Genomic DNA, 15780 nt, shown 5'->3' on the forward strand with positions numbered 1-15780 from the left:
TTATTTTAATTTTAATAAACGGTAGCTTGGGTTTAAATTGTTGTTTCGGCAATGATTTAAACCCTGTGTTTCTAACAGCATAGGTGAAAGACGTGAAAACAAATGAATTGACGAAAGGTGTGATGGCAGCCCTGCTGCTGAGTAGCTCCATGGTCGTGGCTCAGGACTATCCGGCCGCCGATTACCAGCCGAAGGTGCTTTATAGTAACCCGGACTACGCCAGCAGTAGTTCGGCTAGCAGTGCTGCCGCGCCGGCGGCTAAAGTGGCGGAACCGGTCGAAGCGGATCCGAATTACCCTGCTACCAATTTCCAACCGAAAGTGTTGTATTCCGATTCGGCTTACAAGCACGACAAGTCCGCGCCGGCGCTAGATACTTCTAGCAAGACCGGTGCTTCCAGTGTCGCAAGCGTAAGCGAGCCAAAAGAGACGGCGGCGGAGCCATCGAAAGACTCTTCAATCAACAACGTATTGGGATTGGTTGCTCTGGCAGGGGTAGGCTTTTTCCTGTATAGCAGAAAATCCGGTTCCAATGCTTCCGGATCTGCTTCGTCATCAGACGCGTACGCCACTTCAGGCGAAGCTACCGGTGTAGAAAAGTACATCGACCGTCTGGGGATGAACAAAACAGGTGTCGCGAAATACTTGGAAAAACAAGGCTCCAACCAAACCACAGGCGTGGCGAGATACATGGCCAAACAAATCGTGAAAGATCGGGAAGCGGCGGCCGCAAAAGCGACCGGCGTTGAAAAATATCTGCGCGATCGCGGCTAATACCGTTCGCGATAGCCGATAAAAGTCGGCCGGTTGGTTTTTGCACACGCGAAATTGATCGTCGGCTTTCTCCGAGTCGCCACTTCTCAAGGATGGACGCAATCTGTTTGCGTTGACCCTTGCGGAGTGGCGACTTGGTCTTTACCGGTCTTTATTATTCAACAATCCTTTCGCCGAGTTCGATGCGCCCGCTCTTCCTAACTAGGGGCTTTCCGGCGGCGAAAGACTAGTTTCATTTCAATCTGAGGATATTTTCATGGCAAAAAATTTACTGGAACAATTGCGCGAAATGACCGTTGTTGTTGCGGATACCGGCGACATTCAAGCGATCGAAACCTTCAAACCGCGCGATGCAACCACCAACCCGTCGTTGATTACCGCCGCCGCGCAAATGCCGCAATACCAAGGTATTGTCGATGACACACTGAAAGGCGCGCGCGCTACCTTGGGCGCCGGCGCGTCTGCCGCCGAAGTGGCTTCATTGGCATTCGATCGCTTGGCGGTTTCGTTCGGTTTGAAAATTCTGGAAATCATCGAAGGCCGCGTTTCAACCGAAGTTGACGCTCGCCTGTCTTACGACGTGGAAGGTACGATTGCCAAAGGTCGCGACATCATCGCTCAATACAAAGCGGCCGGTATCGACACCGAAAAACGCATTCTGATCAAGATCGCCGCCACTTGGGAAGGTATTCAAGCGGCCGCGGTGCTGGAAAAAGAAAACATCCATACCAACCTGACTTTGTTGTTCGGCATGCACCAAGCGATCGCTTGCGCCGAAAACGGTATCCAACTGATCTCGCCGTTCGTCGGTCGCATTTTGGACTGGTACAAAAAAGATACCGGCCGCGACGCCTATGCGCCGCATGAAGATCCGGGCGTGCTGTCGGTGACTGAAGTCTATAACTACTACAAAAAGTTCGGTTACAAAACCGAAGTCATGGGCGCCAGCTTCCGTAACATCGGCGAAATCACCGAATTGGCGGGTTGCGATCTGCTAACGATCGCGCCTTCCCTGCTGGCTGAATTGCAATCGGTTGAAGGCGAATTGCCGCGCAAACTGGATGCTGCGAAAGCCGCGAGTGCGGACATCGAAAAAATTAGCGTGGACCAGGCGACTTTCGAGCGCATGCACGAAGAAAACCGCATGGCCAACGATAAATTGAAGGAAGGTATCGACGGTTTTGCGAAAGCGTTGGAAGCGCTGGAGAAACTACTGGCCGAGCGTTTGGCGGTATTGGAAGCTTAAATCCCAAGGTTGGTCGCGGGCGGGCATCTCCGCCCGCGACCTTTTTTCGAAAGGCAAGGCCGCTGAATCGAGTAAGCGGCCTTTGTTTATTGTTGTAGGTAAGTTAAATGGCAAAAATTTTTGATGTGGTAAAACCGGGTGTCGTAACCGGAGAAGATGTGCAAAAAGTCTTCGCGATTTGCAAGGAAAACAAGTTTGCGTTGCCAGCGGTCAACGTCATCAGTACCGATACCATTAATTCGGTACTGGAAGCCGCGGCGAAAGCCAAATCTCCGGTTATCGTGCAATTTTCAAACGGCGGCGCCGCGTTCGTAGCCGGTAAAGGCCTGAAGTTGGAAGGCCAAGGCTGTTCCATCGCCGGCGCCATCTCCGGCGCGCGTCACGTACACGCCATGGCCGAGTTATACGGCGTTCCGGTCATCCTGCATACCGACCACGCCGCGAAGAAGCTGCTGCCTTGGGTCGACGGCATGTTGGACGAAGGCGAAAAACACTTTGCCGCCACCGGCAAACCGTTGTTTAGCTCGCACATGCTGGACTTGTCCGAAGAAAGTTTGCAAGAAAACATCGAAATTTGCGGTAAATACCTCGAACGCATGTCGAAAATGGGTATGACTTTGGAAATCGAATTGGGCTGCACCGGCGGCGAGGAAGACGGCGTCGATAACAGCGGTATGGATCACTCCGCGTTGTATACCCAGCCCGAAGACGTGGCTTACGCTTACGAGCATCTGAGCAAAATCAGCCACCGCTTCACCATCGCAGCGTCGTTCGGCAACGTACACGGTGTTTACTCGCCGGGTAACGTTAAATTGACGCCGAAAATTTTGGATAACTCACAAAAATACGTGTCCGAGAAATTTGGCCTGCCGACAAATTCATTAACTTTCGTATTTCACGGCGGCTCCGGTTCTTCACCGGAAGAAATCAAGGAGTCAATCAGCTACGGCGTGGTTAAAATGAACATCGACACCGACACCCAATGGGCTTCCTGGGAAGGCGTGATGAACTACTACAAGAAGAACGAAGGCTATTTGCAAGGCCAAATCGGCAATCCGGAAGGTGCCGACAAGCCGAACAAAAAATACTACGACCCACGCGTTTGGCAACGTGCCGGTCAGGAAGGGATGGTTGCGCGTTTGTTGCAAGCATTCCGTGAATTGAACGCGGTCGATTCTTTGTAATTTGTTCGTCCGACTGCAAAGGTGCGTGTAACCTTTGCAGTCTTTTCAAGCCCCTCTCCGTCAATTCTTTGACGGCAAATCCTCGCAAAATCCGCTTCCCGCCCTACTTTACGCTCGGCTGACAGCGTCCGCAGGCTATACTATCCATTCGCAAGACTGGTGTTTCTTGTATTATCCGGCGCCTCACCGAGGACTGGTCGGCGGCGTTGGCGCTTACATTAGTTCTTGGCACGGCCGGTGCTTATTCAATTCAACAGGTGGAATATGGCAGAAGATCAAGGTAAATCGGAAGGAAAAAAGTCGCCTTTAAAGTTGATTTTAATCATCGTGGTCGTGTTGTTAGCGATGGTGGCTGGCGCCGCCGGCGGCTATTTTTACATGGCGAAAAAAGCCGAATCCGAACACGGCAAACCTGAGCACGAGCCAAAGCACGAAGAGGAAAAACACGACGAGGAACACGCCGAAGCGGTTCCGGATGTCTACTACGAATTACCCAGCCCGCTACTGGTCAATTTCCCGGCTGGGGCTAGCGCTAAGGTCATCAAAATTTCGTTGACGATTTTGACCAAAGGCGATGCCAGTATCGAAACGATGAAAAAGCACGAACCGATGATACGCAACAATTTGTTGATGGCGATCAGTACGATTGGCGCCGATAAGGCCAAAACCACCGAAGGTAAGCAGGAATTACGGGCGATGATGCTGGCGGAAATCGGCAAGGTATTGGAAAAAATGGCCGGTAAAAATACGGTCAAAGATGTCTATTTCACTGAATTTGTAATGCAATAAATGTCTACCGCCGATCTGTTATCGCAAGACGAAATCGATGCGCTGCTGCATGGCGTCGACGATGGCGACGTCGAAACCGCTGCCGATGACGATGACTTCAGTCGAGGCGCGGCCCGACCGTACGATTTTAACAGTCAAGAACGCATCGTTCGCGGTCGAATGCCGACCCTGGAAATGGTCAACGAGCGTTTCGCGCGGCATTTTCGAATTGCGTTGTTTAATTTCTTGCGGCGGGCGGCGGAAATTTCGGTATCAGGCATCCAAGTTCAAAAGTTTTCTGAATTCATCCAGGGTTTGTTCGTACCGACTAACCTGAACGTTATCCGAATGTCGCCATTGCGGGGCCGGGCCTTGATTGTGATGGAACCGAGGTTGGTGTTTACCGCGGTGGACAACTTTTTTGGTGGCGGCGGGCAGTTTTACAACAAGGTTGAGGGGCGCGAGTTTACCCCGACAGAAATGCGGATTATCCGCCTGATCATCGATATGATCTTCAAGGATCTTGCGGAAGCCTGGAAACCGGTGATGGACATTGATTTCGAATACATCAATTCGGAGGTCAACCCGCAGTTCGCCAACATCGTCAGCCCCTCCGAAATCGTCGTGATTTCGACCATACACGTTGAATTGGAAGGTGGCGGCGGCGATATCAATATCGCGATGCCGTATTCGATGATAGAGCCGATCCGCGAATTGTTGGATGCGGTGACCAGTGATCGCGGCGAGGTGGATGGGCGTTGGCAGGAGTCGTTACGTATCGAGGTGATGCGTAGCGAAGTGACCTTGAACAGTAATCTGATCGAAAAGGAAATGTTGATCAGCGATGTGATCGAATTAAAGAAGGGCGACGTGATACCGATCGATATGCCCGAGACGGTGGTCCTGGAAGTGGAGAGGGTGCCGGTTTTTCGCGGAAAGCTGGGTTTGTCCGACGGCAATTACGCGATCGAAATCACCGAAAAAATGAATTTGGATAACCTTTAAACGACTGTAGGTTTGGGTCATGAGCGAAAACGACGAATTGGGCGACGACTGGGCGGCCGCGTTAAACGAGCAATCGGAAGGCGAGGCCGAAGCAGATTGGGGCGAGGCCCTTAAGGAGCAAGCCGCCTCGGGAGCCGGCGGATACACGGCCGCGGAGTTCCCGGAGTTGGAGGGAAAATCCGGTCCGAAAGACGGCGTGCGCGGGGACGAAGTTAAATTGGATGTGATTCTGGATGTGCCGGTTACCGTCTCGCTGGAGATCGGCCGGACCAAGATTAACATCCGTAATCTGTTACAGCTGAATCAGGGTTCCGTGGTTGAGCTCGACCGCTTCGCGGGCGAACCGATGGACGTTCTGGTCAACGGAACCTTGGTTGCGCACGGCGAAGTGGTGGTGGTGAACGATAAGTTCGGCATTCGGTTGACCGATATTATCAGTCCGTCCGAACGAGTTAGAAAGCTAGGCTGATTACCGTGCGGATTGCTTGGCTGATCGGGTTGACGCTATCGGCGGGAGTGGCCGGTGCCGACGATGCGGCGTCGCTGACTCGAACCGGCGGGCGAGTGGTTTCGCCGGCCGATGTCGGGCAGTGGTTGTTGGCGCTATTGGTTGTGTTGGCGGTGTTTTTTTTGGCGGTTTGGCTGCTGCGCAAGACCGGCGGTTTCGGCATTGCCGCGAAGGGTCCGTTGGCGGTTGTCGCCGGCTTGCCGCTGGGCGCGCGCGAAAAGTTGGTGTTGGTCAGAGTCGGCGAAAAACAACTATTGCTGGGCGTCAGTAGCGGTCGTATCGACAAATTGCTGGAGCTGGAAGGCGACCAGCGCTTGTTTTTGGGGGCCGCCGACACGGCGGAAACCTCGCCGTTCGCGAAGAAGTTGCTGGAAGCGCTGCAAGGTAGGGTGGGCTGATGCGGGGGCGAATGCTGAGTGCGCTGGTTGGCGCCGCCATGTTGGCGTTGGGGCCGCTCGCCGTGGATGCGGCCGGTATCGACGCGGTCACCGTAACCACTAATCCCAAGGGGGGTGAGACCTATTCGGTGACGATCCAAATCCTGGCGCTGATGACGATGCTGACCGTGTTGCCGGCATTGTTGCTGTCAATGACGGCCTTCACCCGGATCATGATCGTGCTTGGGCTGTTACGGCAAGCCATTGGGGCCGCCCAGGCGCCGAGCAATCAGGTATTGCTGGGTCTGTCATTGTTTCTGACGATATTCATCATGATGCCGGTATTTGAGAAGGTGAATGAAACCGCGGTACAGCCCTACCTGGAAGAAAAAATCGATACTCTGACTGCGTTGCAAAAAGCCTCGGAACCCTTCAAGCAGTTTATGCTCAAGCAGACTCGCGAGGCCGACTTGGACACCTTCGTGCGGATTTCCGGCCGCCAGCAGATCGATAAACCGGAGGATGTGCCGTTTTCCTTGCTGGTGCCGGCTTATCTGACCAGCGAGTTGAAGACCGCGTTTCAAATCGGTTTTCTGATCTTTCTACCGTTTCTGGTTATCGATTTGGTCGTTGCCAGCGTATTGATGTCGATGGGGATGATGATGCTGTCGCCGATGATCGTGGCGCTGCCGTTCAAGATCATGTTGTTCGTGCTGGCGGACGGCTGGACCATGGTGCTGGAAATGCTGGCGGCCAGTTTTTACGTTTAACGCGGGGCGGCGATGACTAACGAGACTATTTCGATCATTGCCCAGGAAACCGTCTGGGTCTCGCTAAAGCTGATGGGGCCGGTGTTGCTGACATCGTTGTGCGTCGGCTTGCTGATTTCAATGTTTCAGGCCGCGACGTCGATACAGGAACAAACCCTGACTTTTATTCCTAAATTGGCCTCCATCATTGTCGTGTTGATGATCGCCGGCCCCGGCATGTTGCAGACCCTGATCGATTACTTTCAGGATTTGATGCGAGACATTCCGACGCTGATCGGATGAATGTCCGCGAAGACGAATTGCTGGCTTATTTGACGACCTTTATTTGGCCGTTCTTCCGGGTCAGTTCGATGTTCGTCACGATACCGGTATTCAGCGTTCGCGCCCTGCCGGCCAGAATCCGAGTGCTGGCCAGCTTATTAATCACCTTCACGTTATTACCGGCCTTGCCGGCGATGCCCGATGTCGAGCTGTTTGGTTACGAAGGCTTGGTGGTCGCGGTGCAACAGGTGGCATTGGGCATGACGACCGGTTTCATTCTGCAAATGGTCTTTTCGGTGATGTTGTTCGCCGGACAAACCATCGCCTACAGCATGGGCTTGGGCTTCGCGTCCATGGTCGATCCCGCCACCGGGGTGCAGGTACCGGTCATCGCGCAGCTGTTTGTCATTGCCGGCAGCTTTAGTTTTTTGGCGGTGGACGGGCATTTGTTGCTGATCGAGATGCTGGCACGGAGTTTCCATACCTTGCCGGTTTCGACGGAGGGCTTGCGCAAGGAAGACCTATGGCGGATCGTCATGTGGAGCGGTCAAATCTTTGCCGACGGCCTGTTGTTGGCGTTGCCGGTGATGGCCGCATTGCTGTTCGTCAATATTAGTTTCGGCGTGGCCTCCAAGGCGGCTCCGCAATTGCAAGTGTTCGGCGTGGGCTTTCCGATCACGATATTGCTGGGCATGATCCTGGTCTGGATCGGTTTGCCGGTGCTGCTGGAAGGCTTTGGCGAAAGTTTGCGGGACGGCTTTGCGCTGGTCGGGCAAATCTTGAGGTTGGGCTGATGGCTGAAGATTCCGGTCAAGACAAAACCGAAGACCCGACCGGCAAGCGGCTCTCCGAGTCGCGTAAAAAAGGCCAGCTGCCGCGCTCCAAGGAGCTCAACACCTTCGTCACGTTAATCGTGGCGTCGGCGCTGTTCGTTTACATCGGCAGGCATATGGCGGATGGCCTGTTGGCGATGATGCAGCAACAATTCCGACTCAGCCGCGATCAGATATTCGATCCGGCAACGCCGGTCACCCACCTTAAACTGGCCTTGGTTGACGGCTTCGCGGTGGTGGCACCGTTTATGTTGGTCCTGCTGGTCGCCGATTTTCTGGCGTCGTTACTGCTCGGCGGCTGGAATTTTACCAGCGACGCCTACCATCCCAAATTTTCCAAATTGAATCCGCTCGCCGGGCTGAAGCGTTTGGTCGGCATCCAAGGCGTTGTCGAACTGGTCAAGGCCATCATCAAAACGCTGTTAGTGGCGATCGTGGCTTGGAATATATTCAAATTGCATTTCGACGACTTCATGGGTATCAGCCGAATTCCGGTTGATCAAGCTATTTTCCGGGTTGGCGAGATTATCGTGGTCGGCCTGTTGATCATGAGCTCGACGTTGGCCTTGGTGGTGATGCTGGACGTGCCTTACCAGCTCTGGAACAACCAACGCCAACTGAAAATGACCAAGCAGGAAGTGCGTGAGGAAGCCAAGGATCAGGAGGGCAGTCCCGAGGTTAAAGGCAAGATCCGGCGCATGCAGATGGAAGCGGCCCGGCGGCGCATGATGGATGCGGTGCCTAGCGCCGATGTCATCGTCACCAATCCGACGCATTTCGCGGTGGCGCTGAAATACGACCCCAACGGGGCCGGCGCGCCGATTTTGGTTGCGAAGGGGACCGACTTGATCGCGAGCCAGATCCGCGAATTGGCGCTGGCCGCTAAAGTACCGTTGGTGGCGGCTCCGGCTCTGGCGCGCGCCTTGTACTATTCTACCGAGCTAAACCAAGAGGTGCCGCGGGGGCTGTTTTTGGCGGTCGCTCAAGTGCTGGCCTACGTGTTTCAATTGCGGGCGTCCACTCAGCAAGGCTGGGGACGGCCGACGCCGCCGACCGACGTATATGTCCCGGACGATTTCAAGCAATAATTCACTGCCGATTTTATGGATTTCAACAAGATAATCGCTACGTTAAAGTCGTTGACCGGCCTGGGCCTTGGCGCGCCGCTGTTGATCGTGATGCTGCTGGCCTTGTTGATTCTGCCACTGCCGCCGTTTTTGCTGGATTTGTTTTTCACCTTTAACATTGCCTTTTCGCTGATCATTCTGCTGGTCGTGATCTACACGCTGAAGCCGTTGGAGTTCGCGTCATTTCCCACCGTGATTCTGATCGCTACCTTGTTGCGACTGGCCTTGAACGTCGCCTCCACGCGGGTGGTGTTGATCCGCGGCCACGAGGGCGGCGACGCGGCCGGCAAGGTCATCGAAGCCTTTGGTTCGTTCGTGATCGGTGGCAATTTCGCGGTCGGTATCGTCGTGTTCGTGATTCTGGTCGTCATCAATTTCGTCGTCGTTACCAAGGGCGCCGGTCGGGTCGCCGAAGTTAGCGCCCGCTTTACGTTGGATGCGATGCCGGGCAAACAGATGGCGATAGACGCCGACTTGAATTCGGGATTGATTAATCAGGATGAAGCCCGCGCCCGTCGCGAGGAAGTCGCCGCCGAGGCCGATTTTTACGGTTCAATGGATGGTGCCAGCAAATTCGTGCGCGGCGACGCGGTCGCGGGCATCATCATCTTGTTCGTCAACATGATCGGCGGTCTGGCGATCGGCGTCGGCCAGCACGACATGAGCTTCTCCGACGCAGCCAATGTTTACGTATTGCTGACGATAGGCGACGGTTTGGTGGCGCAGATTCCGTCGTTGTTGTTGTCGGTGGCCTCGGCGATGGTGGTGACGCGGGTACGCGGCTCCAAACAGGACATCGGCAAGCAGGTCACCTCGCAGCTGTTCGAGGACCCGCGTACCTTGCTGGTGACGGCGGCGGTAATGGGTTTGTTGGGCATCATTCCCGGCATGCCCAATCTGGTGTTTATCCTGCTGGCCTTGTCCCTGGTCGGAGCCGCCTATTTGATCGATCGGCGCCGCAAGCTCGAGGAAGAAAAATCGCTGGAAATGGAGCGGATGGTATCTCCGCAGCAATTGGCCAAAACCGAAATCAAGGAGTTGGGTTGGGATGATGTGATGCCGGTCGATGCGATCGGCCTGGAAGTCGGTTATCGGCTGATTCCGCTGGTGGATCGCAACCAAGGTGGTCAATTGATGATGCGCATTAAGGGCGTGCGCAAGAAGTTATCTCAGGAGTTGGGCTTTTTGATTCCGTCGGTGCATATTCGCGACAACCTGGATTTGTCGCCGACCGAATACCGGATTTCGTTGATGGGGGTGACGGTCGGTGAAGCCAGCATCATGCCGGAGAAAGAAATGGCGATCAATCCCGGGCGGGTGTTCGGCACGGTGCAAGGCTCGGCCTGCAAGGACCCGGCTTTCGGTTTGGATGCAGTCTGGATTGATGCCGGCCAAAAGGATCAGGCGCAAACCCTGGGTTACACTGTCGTCGACCCCAGTACCGTGGTAGCGACCCATTTAAGCCACATTTTGCAAAGTAATGCGCACGAACTGTTCGGTTACGAAGAAGCTCAACAACTGCTGGACAACCTGGGCAAATTGGCGCCGAAACTAGTCGAGGATTTGGTGCCCAAGACTCTGCCGCTGGGTATTGTGGTCAAGGTGCTGCAAAACCTTTTACAAGAGCGGGTTTCGATACGCGACATGCGGACGATCGCCGAAACTTTGGCGGAGTACGGCGTCAAGAGTCAAGATCCGGACATCTTGACCTCGGCTGCCAGGGTGGCATTGGGGCGGTCCATTGTCCATGAAATCAATGGCGCTCAGGCCGAGATCCCGGTGATTACGCTCGATCCAAGCTTGGAACAGATATTGCATAAGTCGTTGCAGACGGCGGGCGAAGGCGGTGCGGGTTTGGAACCGGGTTTGGCCGAGCAAATGCACAAGTCACTGGAGGAAAGTTCTCAGCATATGGAACTGGAAGGTCAAGTCCCGATATTGCTGGTTTCTTCCTACATCAGACCTTGGCTGGCGCGCTTCGTTCGTCATTCGATATCCGGCTTACATGTGCTGGCCTATAATGAAATCCCTCAGGATCGGCAGATCAGAGTGGTTTCCACGGTTGGACAGCGTGCAAAATAACTGAGGTTGCGCGATGAAAATTAAACGCTTTTTTGCAGCAGATATACGTCAGGCCATGCGTATGGTCAAAGAAGAGCTGGGGGCCGATGCGGTGATTATGTCGAACCGCTCCGTGGATGGCGGTGTAGAAATCGTGGCAGCCCGCGACTTCGACGAACAGGTGATACACAAAAACCTGAAGCAGCGGGAACAAGAGAAGCAGGCGCTCGCCGAACCCCAAAAGGTGGAGTTGCCGGATTTCGACACCGAACAAAAACCTATCCACGTCGTCAGCAGCACCAGAAAGCGCGGTGCCGAAAATTCGGCGCCGGTCAATCCTATTCGCCGCCATCTTGACCAATATATCGGTTACGCCGAAAAGCTACAGGTTGGCAACGTCAATGCCCAAAAAATCGGCGAGAAACTGAAAACCGCCGACAAACCGGCCGACAAACCGGCATGGGCGAACGGCGACCCTAAAATCCGGACCGTCGCGGAAGCCAAGCCGGTCGCCGCCAAACCCGCGGTTGCCGACGAGTTCATGGCCGAGATGCGTAGTGAGATGAAAGAGTTGCGGGCTATGTTGGATGCTAAATTGTCCGGCTTGGTTACCCAGTTGCCTCAGACCGGATCGCCGGTTCGCCAGGCTCTTCAGGACCGTCTGCTCGACAGCGGATTTTCACGCAGTCTGGCCGGTAAGATCGCCAACCGCTTGGGTGCTCATCAACAATTCGAGGCCGCCTTCGCCAAATCCCAAGACATGTTGGCCGGCTTGCTGCCGATCGCCGACGACGACTTGCTGGAGCGCGGCGGCATTGCCGCCTTGGTCGGCTCGACCGGCGTCGGTAAGACCACGACGATCGCCAAGCTGGCCGCCCAGTTCATTTTGAAACACGGCACTCGGCAGATTGCGCTGATTACCACCGATAACTTCCGGATCGGCGCGCACGAGCAGATCAACACCTACGGACGCATTCTGGACGTGCCGGTGCGCGTTGCTAACGACGCCGACGAATTACGCCGGCATATCGACGGTTTTTCCGATAAGCGTCTGATTTTGATCGATACCGCCGGCATGAGCCAGCGCGACATGCGGCTTGCCGAGCAACTTAAAACCCTCCAGCACGGCGATTTGCCGATACGTACGTATTTGGTGATGTCGGCGACAACCCAATACAAATCGATGTTGGAAATTATCGAGGCGTTCCGGATACTGGAACCGCAAGCGACTATACTTACCAAATTGGATGAGGCGGTCAGCAAGGCGACGGCGTTGTCGGCGATTATCGAACGGCGTATGCCGTTGTCGTTCGTCACCGACGGTCAGCAAGTGCCGGAAGATATATTTCTGCCCGATGCCGGTGCTTTGATCCGGCAATGTCTGGCCGATGCCGATGAGGCGCCGGCGTACGAGGGCGAGAACCAAGGCGATTGGATGGCGGAAAGCCATGCATAAGCCACTCGATCAGGCAGCCGGAATTAGACAAATGAGACAGATGAAACCAGTACGAGTAATCGCCGTGACTAGCGGCAAGGGCGGGGTCGGCAAAACCAACTTGTCAGTCAACATCGGCGTGGCCTTGGCCAAGATGGGACGGCGGGTAGCCATACTCGACGCCGACATGGGTTTGGCGAATGTAGATATTTTGTTGGGGATGTTTCCCGAATATAACCTGTCGCATGTTCTAAGCGGCGAAAAGACACTGCGGGAAATCATGATGACCGGGCCCGCCGGCCTGAAGATTATTCCTGCCTCGTCCGGCATACAGCGTATGTCCGATTTGTCGAATGTCGAGCAGGCTGGCGTGATTCGGGCCTTTAGCGACATTGACAAGGATCTCGATGTGTTGATCGTCGATACCGCTGCCGGAATTTCGTCCAGTGTCGTCAATTTCGCCCGCGCCTGTCAGGAAGTGATCGTAGTGGTCTGCGACGAGCCAACCTCACTCGCGGACGCCTATGCCTACATCAAATTGCTGAATCGCGACTACGGCCTGAACAGTTTTCACATCGTCACGAATATGGTGCAGTCCGCCGAACACGGGCAGGCACTATTTACCAAACTGAGCAAGGTTACCGACCGCTATTTGGATGTGGCGCTACAATTTGTCGGCGCGGTTCCGCAAGACGAATATCTGCGGAAATCGGTACAGAAACAGCAACCGGTCGTCGAAGCCTTTCCGCAGAGCAAGGCGGCTTTGGCGATTAAAAATCTGGCTAGGAAAATCGATAGTTGGCCGATCAAGCCCAAGGCCGGTGGCTATTTGGAATTCTTTGTCGAGCGGATGATTCAATACAGCGCCAAAGAGGATGTTGCATGAGTGGAGCGGCAATGTACGCTGCCGTGCAGGCCGGAAATCTGGATAACTTGGTCATTCAGCACGCGCCGCTCGTCAAACGCATTGCCTACCATTTAATGGGTCGTTTGCCCGACACAGTTCAAATCGATGACATGATCCAGTCCGGCATGCTTGGACTGTTGGAAGCGCTAAAGCATTACGACGCTTCGCAGGGTGCCAGTTTCGAAACCTACGCCGGAATCAGAATACGTGGGGCGATGCTGGACGAATTGCGCCGTTCTGACTGGACGCCGCGTTCGGTGCATAAAAAAGCCCGAGCGGCTGCCGACGCGATTCGCGATGTGGAGAGCCGCCTGGGTCGAGATGCCAAGGATAGCGAAGTAGCCCAGCAAATGGGCATCAGCTTGGAGGAATACGGCCGGATTTTGCAGGATGCGATGTCTTGCAAAACCTTTAGCGTCGAAGAATTGGTGCAGGGCGAAGACGGCGTCATCGACGCGGTACACGATGGATTTCAGCCGGAAGAAGCGTTGATCCGGCAAAGTTTTCAACAAGCATTGGCCAAGGCGATTGCCGAGTTGCCGGAGCGCGAGCGGTTGGTGATTTCGTTGTATTACGACGATGAACTCAATTTGCGCGAGATCGGCAAGGTATTGGATGTCAGCGAATCCCGGGTCAGCCAGATATGCAGCCAAGCCCTGTTGCGGCTCCGGGCCAGGCTTGCAGATTGGCTGGAAGGAACAGATAATGAAAAGTCGGGTTAATTTGTGGTTATTGCCGAGCGCAGGTTCGGTTTTTACGGCAAATCGCCTCTTTCTTAAATGAATCAAGTAGTCAGGGTGGAGATTTTCCTTGGATAAGAATATGCGCATTCTGGTTGTCGACGACTTTTCGACAATGCGGAGAATTGTAAAAAACCTTTTGAAAGATCTGGGGTTTACCAACACGGTGGAAGCCGACGACGGTCGAACGGCGTTGCCGATACTGGAGAAGGGCGGGATCGATTTTCTGATCACCGACTGGAATATGCCGGGGATGACCGGTATCGATCTGCTCAGAGCGGTGCGCGCTCACCCGAGCCTGGCTAATTTGCCGGTGCTGATGGTGACGGCGGAAGCCAAGCGGGAGCAGATTATCACAGCGGCTCAAGCCGGCGTGAACGGTTATGTGATCAAACCGTTTACCGCGGCAACGTTGAAAGAAAAAATCGAAAAGATTTTCGAGCGTATCGAAGGCTAATTGTCCGGAACGAGGCCCATGAATAGTGATTTGCTGAATTTGACCCGGAATTTGGTCGCGGCGTTGGAAAAACAGGATGAAAACGAGGCGGATCGCCTGTTGGATCAAGTCGCGGGTCTGCGGGAGACGCAATTGTTTAAGGAAGTCGGCCGTTTGACTCGGCAATTGCACGACACGATGGTCAGCTTTTCTGTTGACTCGAAAATTACCGAGCTGACCGCCCACGACATTCCGGATGCCAAGGAGCGTTTGCATTACGTGATTGCGATGACCGAGCAGGCCGCCGACCAGACCTTGACCGCCGTCGAAGAATTGCTGCCCGTTTCCGACGAATTGAACGATAGAGCCAAACAATTGGCGCAGCAGTGGAACCGGTTTTTGGATAGGGAAATGCCGTTCGAAGAGTTCAAAGCCATGAGCGTCGAACTCAGCCAGTATTTCAATCAAACCCAGGGTTCGTTGGACCGGATTCAACAAGGCTTGAACGATATTCTAATGGCTCAAGGGTTTCAGGACATCACCGGTCAAATCATACGCCGTGTCATTGACTTGGTTCAGGAACTGGAAACCAGCATGGTCAATTTGATCAGCATTTCCAGCTCGCGCGTCGTGCCGCATGCCGGTCGCGCCGAGTCGGCGTCGCACGAACTGCCGGGGCCGGTAGTGCCTGGGGTGGACGACAAGGCGGGCGATGTCGCCACCAGTCAAGTGGACGTCGATGACTTGCTCTCCAGCTTGGGTTTCTGAGGAAAGACTATGGCGATCGATTTGGACGATGAAATTCTGCAGGATTTCTTGGTTGAAGCCGGAGAAATTCTGGAGTCGCTTGGCGAGCAGTTGGTGGAGTTGGAGCAATCTCCCAGTGATTTTGAATTGCTGAACGCGATTTTCCGAGGCTTCCATACAATCAAGGGCGGTGCCGGTTTCCTGTCGATTTCAGCGCTGGTCGATATTTGCCACAGTGCCGAGGACGTATTCAATGTCTTGAGGCAGGGCGATCGCCAAGTGACACCGGATTTGATGGATGCGATCTTGCAAGTCATCGACATCGTTAACGAAATGTTCGGGCAGGTCCGCACCGGCAGCATGCCGAAAGCCGCCGATCAGGGATTGCTGCAACGTTTGCACGGTTTCGCGACATCTGCTTCCGCCCAAGATACGCTTCCGGAGCCGGAGCCGGAGCCGGAGCCGGAGCCGGAGCCGGAGCCGGAGGCGGAGCCCGCCGACGCGCAAGTCGCCGATCCTCAAGGTTTGACGGCGCGGGAATTGGTGGCGCAAGAGTTCGAAGCCATGCTGGATCCCGATGAAACCGACGAACCCGAGACCGG

The 15780-nt window shown here is 54.6% G+C and carries 18 protein-coding genes; all 18 read left to right on the top strand.

The window, feature by feature from the left end; translation table 11 throughout:
• Positions 1 to 92: 92 nt before the first annotated feature.
• Positions 93 to 773 carry a hypothetical protein gene (locus AC3B8H_RS10645; RefSeq protein ID WP_488441561.1) on the top strand — a complete coding sequence of 227 codons (681 nt, stop codon included), beginning with the start codon at positions 93 to 95 and terminating at the stop codon, positions 771 to 773.
• Between the two features lie 256 nt (positions 774 to 1029).
• Positions 1030 to 2019, top strand: a complete 990-nt coding sequence (locus tag AC3B8H_RS10650; RefSeq protein ID WP_488441562.1) for a transaldolase — start codon at positions 1030 to 1032, stop codon at positions 2017 to 2019.
• A gap of 107 nt (positions 2020 to 2126) precedes the next feature.
• Positions 2127 to 3203, top strand: a complete 1077-nt coding sequence (gene fbaA, locus AC3B8H_RS10655; protein WP_488441563.1) for a class II fructose-bisphosphate aldolase — start codon at positions 2127 to 2129, stop codon at positions 3201 to 3203.
• Between the two features lie 264 nt (positions 3204 to 3467).
• Positions 3468 to 3992: a flagellar basal body-associated FliL family protein gene (locus AC3B8H_RS10660; RefSeq protein WP_488441564.1), complete on the top strand. Its 525-nt coding sequence runs from the start codon at positions 3468 to 3470 to the stop codon at positions 3990 to 3992.
• A complete protein-coding gene (fliM, locus tag AC3B8H_RS10665; protein ID WP_488441565.1) occupies positions 3993 to 4976 on the top strand; it encodes a flagellar motor switch protein FliM in 984 nt (327 codons plus the stop codon).
• A gap of 19 nt (positions 4977 to 4995) precedes the next feature.
• Positions 4996 to 5445, top strand: a complete 450-nt coding sequence (fliN, locus tag AC3B8H_RS10670) for a flagellar motor switch protein FliN (protein WP_488441566.1) — start codon at positions 4996 to 4998, stop codon at positions 5443 to 5445.
• A 5-nt stretch (positions 5446 to 5450) separates the two neighbouring features.
• Positions 5451 to 5882: a flagellar biosynthetic protein FliO gene (fliO, locus tag AC3B8H_RS10675; RefSeq protein WP_488441567.1), complete on the top strand. Its 432-nt coding sequence runs from the start codon at positions 5451 to 5453 to the stop codon at positions 5880 to 5882.
• The gene (fliP, locus tag AC3B8H_RS10680; protein ID WP_488441568.1) at positions 5882 to 6631 is read left to right on the top strand and encodes a flagellar type III secretion system pore protein FliP; all 750 of its coding nucleotides are present in this window, start codon (positions 5882 to 5884) and stop codon (positions 6629 to 6631) included. Before fliO ends, fliP begins: the two co-directional genes overlap by 1 nt.
• Positions 6632 to 6643: 12 nt before the next feature.
• Positions 6644 to 6913, top strand: coding sequence for a flagellar biosynthesis protein FliQ (fliQ, locus tag AC3B8H_RS10685; RefSeq protein ID WP_064025080.1), 270 nt, complete (start codon positions 6644 to 6646; stop codon positions 6911 to 6913).
• On the top strand, positions 6910 to 7686 hold the full coding sequence (gene fliR, locus AC3B8H_RS10690; RefSeq protein WP_488441569.1) for a flagellar biosynthetic protein FliR: 777 nt from the start codon (positions 6910 to 6912) through the stop codon (positions 7684 to 7686). Before fliQ ends, fliR begins: the two co-directional genes overlap by 4 nt.
• Complete coding sequence (gene flhB / locus AC3B8H_RS10695) at positions 7686 to 8813, top strand: flagellar biosynthesis protein FlhB (protein ID WP_488441570.1); 1128 nt, start codon at positions 7686 to 7688, stop codon at positions 8811 to 8813. The genes fliR and flhB overlap by 1 nt, the downstream gene beginning before the upstream one ends.
• A gap of 15 nt (positions 8814 to 8828) precedes the next feature.
• On the top strand, positions 8829 to 10934 hold the full coding sequence (flhA, locus tag AC3B8H_RS10700; protein ID WP_488441571.1) for a flagellar biosynthesis protein FlhA: 2106 nt from the start codon (positions 8829 to 8831) through the stop codon (positions 10932 to 10934).
• A 13-nt stretch (positions 10935 to 10947) separates the two neighbouring features.
• Complete coding sequence (flhF, locus tag AC3B8H_RS10705) at positions 10948 to 12369, top strand: flagellar biosynthesis GTPase FlhF (protein ID WP_488441572.1); 1422 nt, start codon at positions 10948 to 10950, stop codon at positions 12367 to 12369.
• A 40-nt stretch (positions 12370 to 12409) separates the two neighbouring features.
• Positions 12410 to 13234, top strand: coding sequence for a MinD/ParA family protein (locus AC3B8H_RS10710; RefSeq protein ID WP_488441573.1), 825 nt, complete (start codon positions 12410 to 12412; stop codon positions 13232 to 13234).
• Positions 13231 to 13977, top strand: coding sequence for an RNA polymerase sigma factor FliA (locus tag AC3B8H_RS10715; protein ID WP_488441574.1), 747 nt, complete (start codon positions 13231 to 13233; stop codon positions 13975 to 13977). Before AC3B8H_RS10710 ends, AC3B8H_RS10715 begins: the two co-directional genes overlap by 4 nt.
• Before the next feature lie 100 nt (positions 13978 to 14077).
• The gene (locus tag AC3B8H_RS10720; RefSeq protein ID WP_064025066.1) at positions 14078 to 14452 is read left to right on the top strand and encodes a chemotaxis response regulator CheY; all 375 of its coding nucleotides are present in this window, start codon (positions 14078 to 14080) and stop codon (positions 14450 to 14452) included.
• 18 nt (positions 14453 to 14470) lie between these two features.
• Positions 14471 to 15199: a protein phosphatase CheZ gene (locus AC3B8H_RS10725; protein WP_488441575.1), complete on the top strand. Its 729-nt coding sequence runs from the start codon at positions 14471 to 14473 to the stop codon at positions 15197 to 15199.
• A 9-nt stretch (positions 15200 to 15208) separates the two neighbouring features.
• A partial coding sequence (locus tag AC3B8H_RS10730; RefSeq protein WP_488441576.1) for an Hpt domain-containing protein occupies positions 15209 to 15780 on the top strand: 572 nt, incomplete at its 3' end.

It is taken from the genome of Methylomonas sp. BG-2, assembly GCF_057766305.1.

What these genes read in the sequence shown, in the direction of transcription:
- fliN (WP_488441566.1), top strand. Translation starts at nt 4,996, where the DNA reads ATGAGCGAAAACGACGAATTGGGCGACGACTGGGCGGCCGCGTTAAAC.
- fliQ (WP_064025080.1), top strand. Translation starts at nt 6,644, where the DNA reads ATGACTAACGAGACTATTTCGATCATTGCCCAGGAAACCGTCTGGGTC.
- AC3B8H_RS10660 (WP_488441564.1), top strand. Translation starts at nt 3,468, where the DNA reads ATGGCAGAAGATCAAGGTAAATCGGAAGGAAAAAAGTCGCCTTTAAAG.
- AC3B8H_RS10725 (WP_488441575.1), top strand. Translation starts at nt 14,471, where the DNA reads ATGAATAGTGATTTGCTGAATTTGACCCGGAATTTGGTCGCGGCGTTG.
- AC3B8H_RS10710 (WP_488441573.1), top strand. Translation starts at nt 12,410, where the DNA reads ATGAAACCAGTACGAGTAATCGCCGTGACTAGCGGCAAGGGCGGGGTC.
- fbaA (WP_488441563.1), top strand. Translation starts at nt 2,127, where the DNA reads ATGGCAAAAATTTTTGATGTGGTAAAACCGGGTGTCGTAACCGGAGAA.
- flhF (WP_488441572.1), top strand. Translation starts at nt 10,948, where the DNA reads ATGAAAATTAAACGCTTTTTTGCAGCAGATATACGTCAGGCCATGCGT.
- fliM (WP_488441565.1), top strand. Translation starts at nt 3,993, where the DNA reads ATGTCTACCGCCGATCTGTTATCGCAAGACGAAATCGATGCGCTGCTG.
- AC3B8H_RS10650 (WP_488441562.1), top strand. Translation starts at nt 1,030, where the DNA reads ATGGCAAAAAATTTACTGGAACAATTGCGCGAAATGACCGTTGTTGTT.
- fliR (WP_488441569.1), top strand. Translation starts at nt 6,910, where the DNA reads ATGAATGTCCGCGAAGACGAATTGCTGGCTTATTTGACGACCTTTATT.
- flhB (WP_488441570.1), top strand. Translation starts at nt 7,686, where the DNA reads ATGGCTGAAGATTCCGGTCAAGACAAAACCGAAGACCCGACCGGCAAG.
- flhA (WP_488441571.1), top strand. Translation starts at nt 8,829, where the DNA reads ATGGATTTCAACAAGATAATCGCTACGTTAAAGTCGTTGACCGGCCTG.
- fliP (WP_488441568.1), top strand. Translation starts at nt 5,882, where the DNA reads ATGCGGGGGCGAATGCTGAGTGCGCTGGTTGGCGCCGCCATGTTGGCG.
- AC3B8H_RS10720 (WP_064025066.1), top strand. Translation starts at nt 14,078, where the DNA reads ATGCGCATTCTGGTTGTCGACGACTTTTCGACAATGCGGAGAATTGTA.
- AC3B8H_RS10715 (WP_488441574.1), top strand. Translation starts at nt 13,231, where the DNA reads ATGAGTGGAGCGGCAATGTACGCTGCCGTGCAGGCCGGAAATCTGGAT.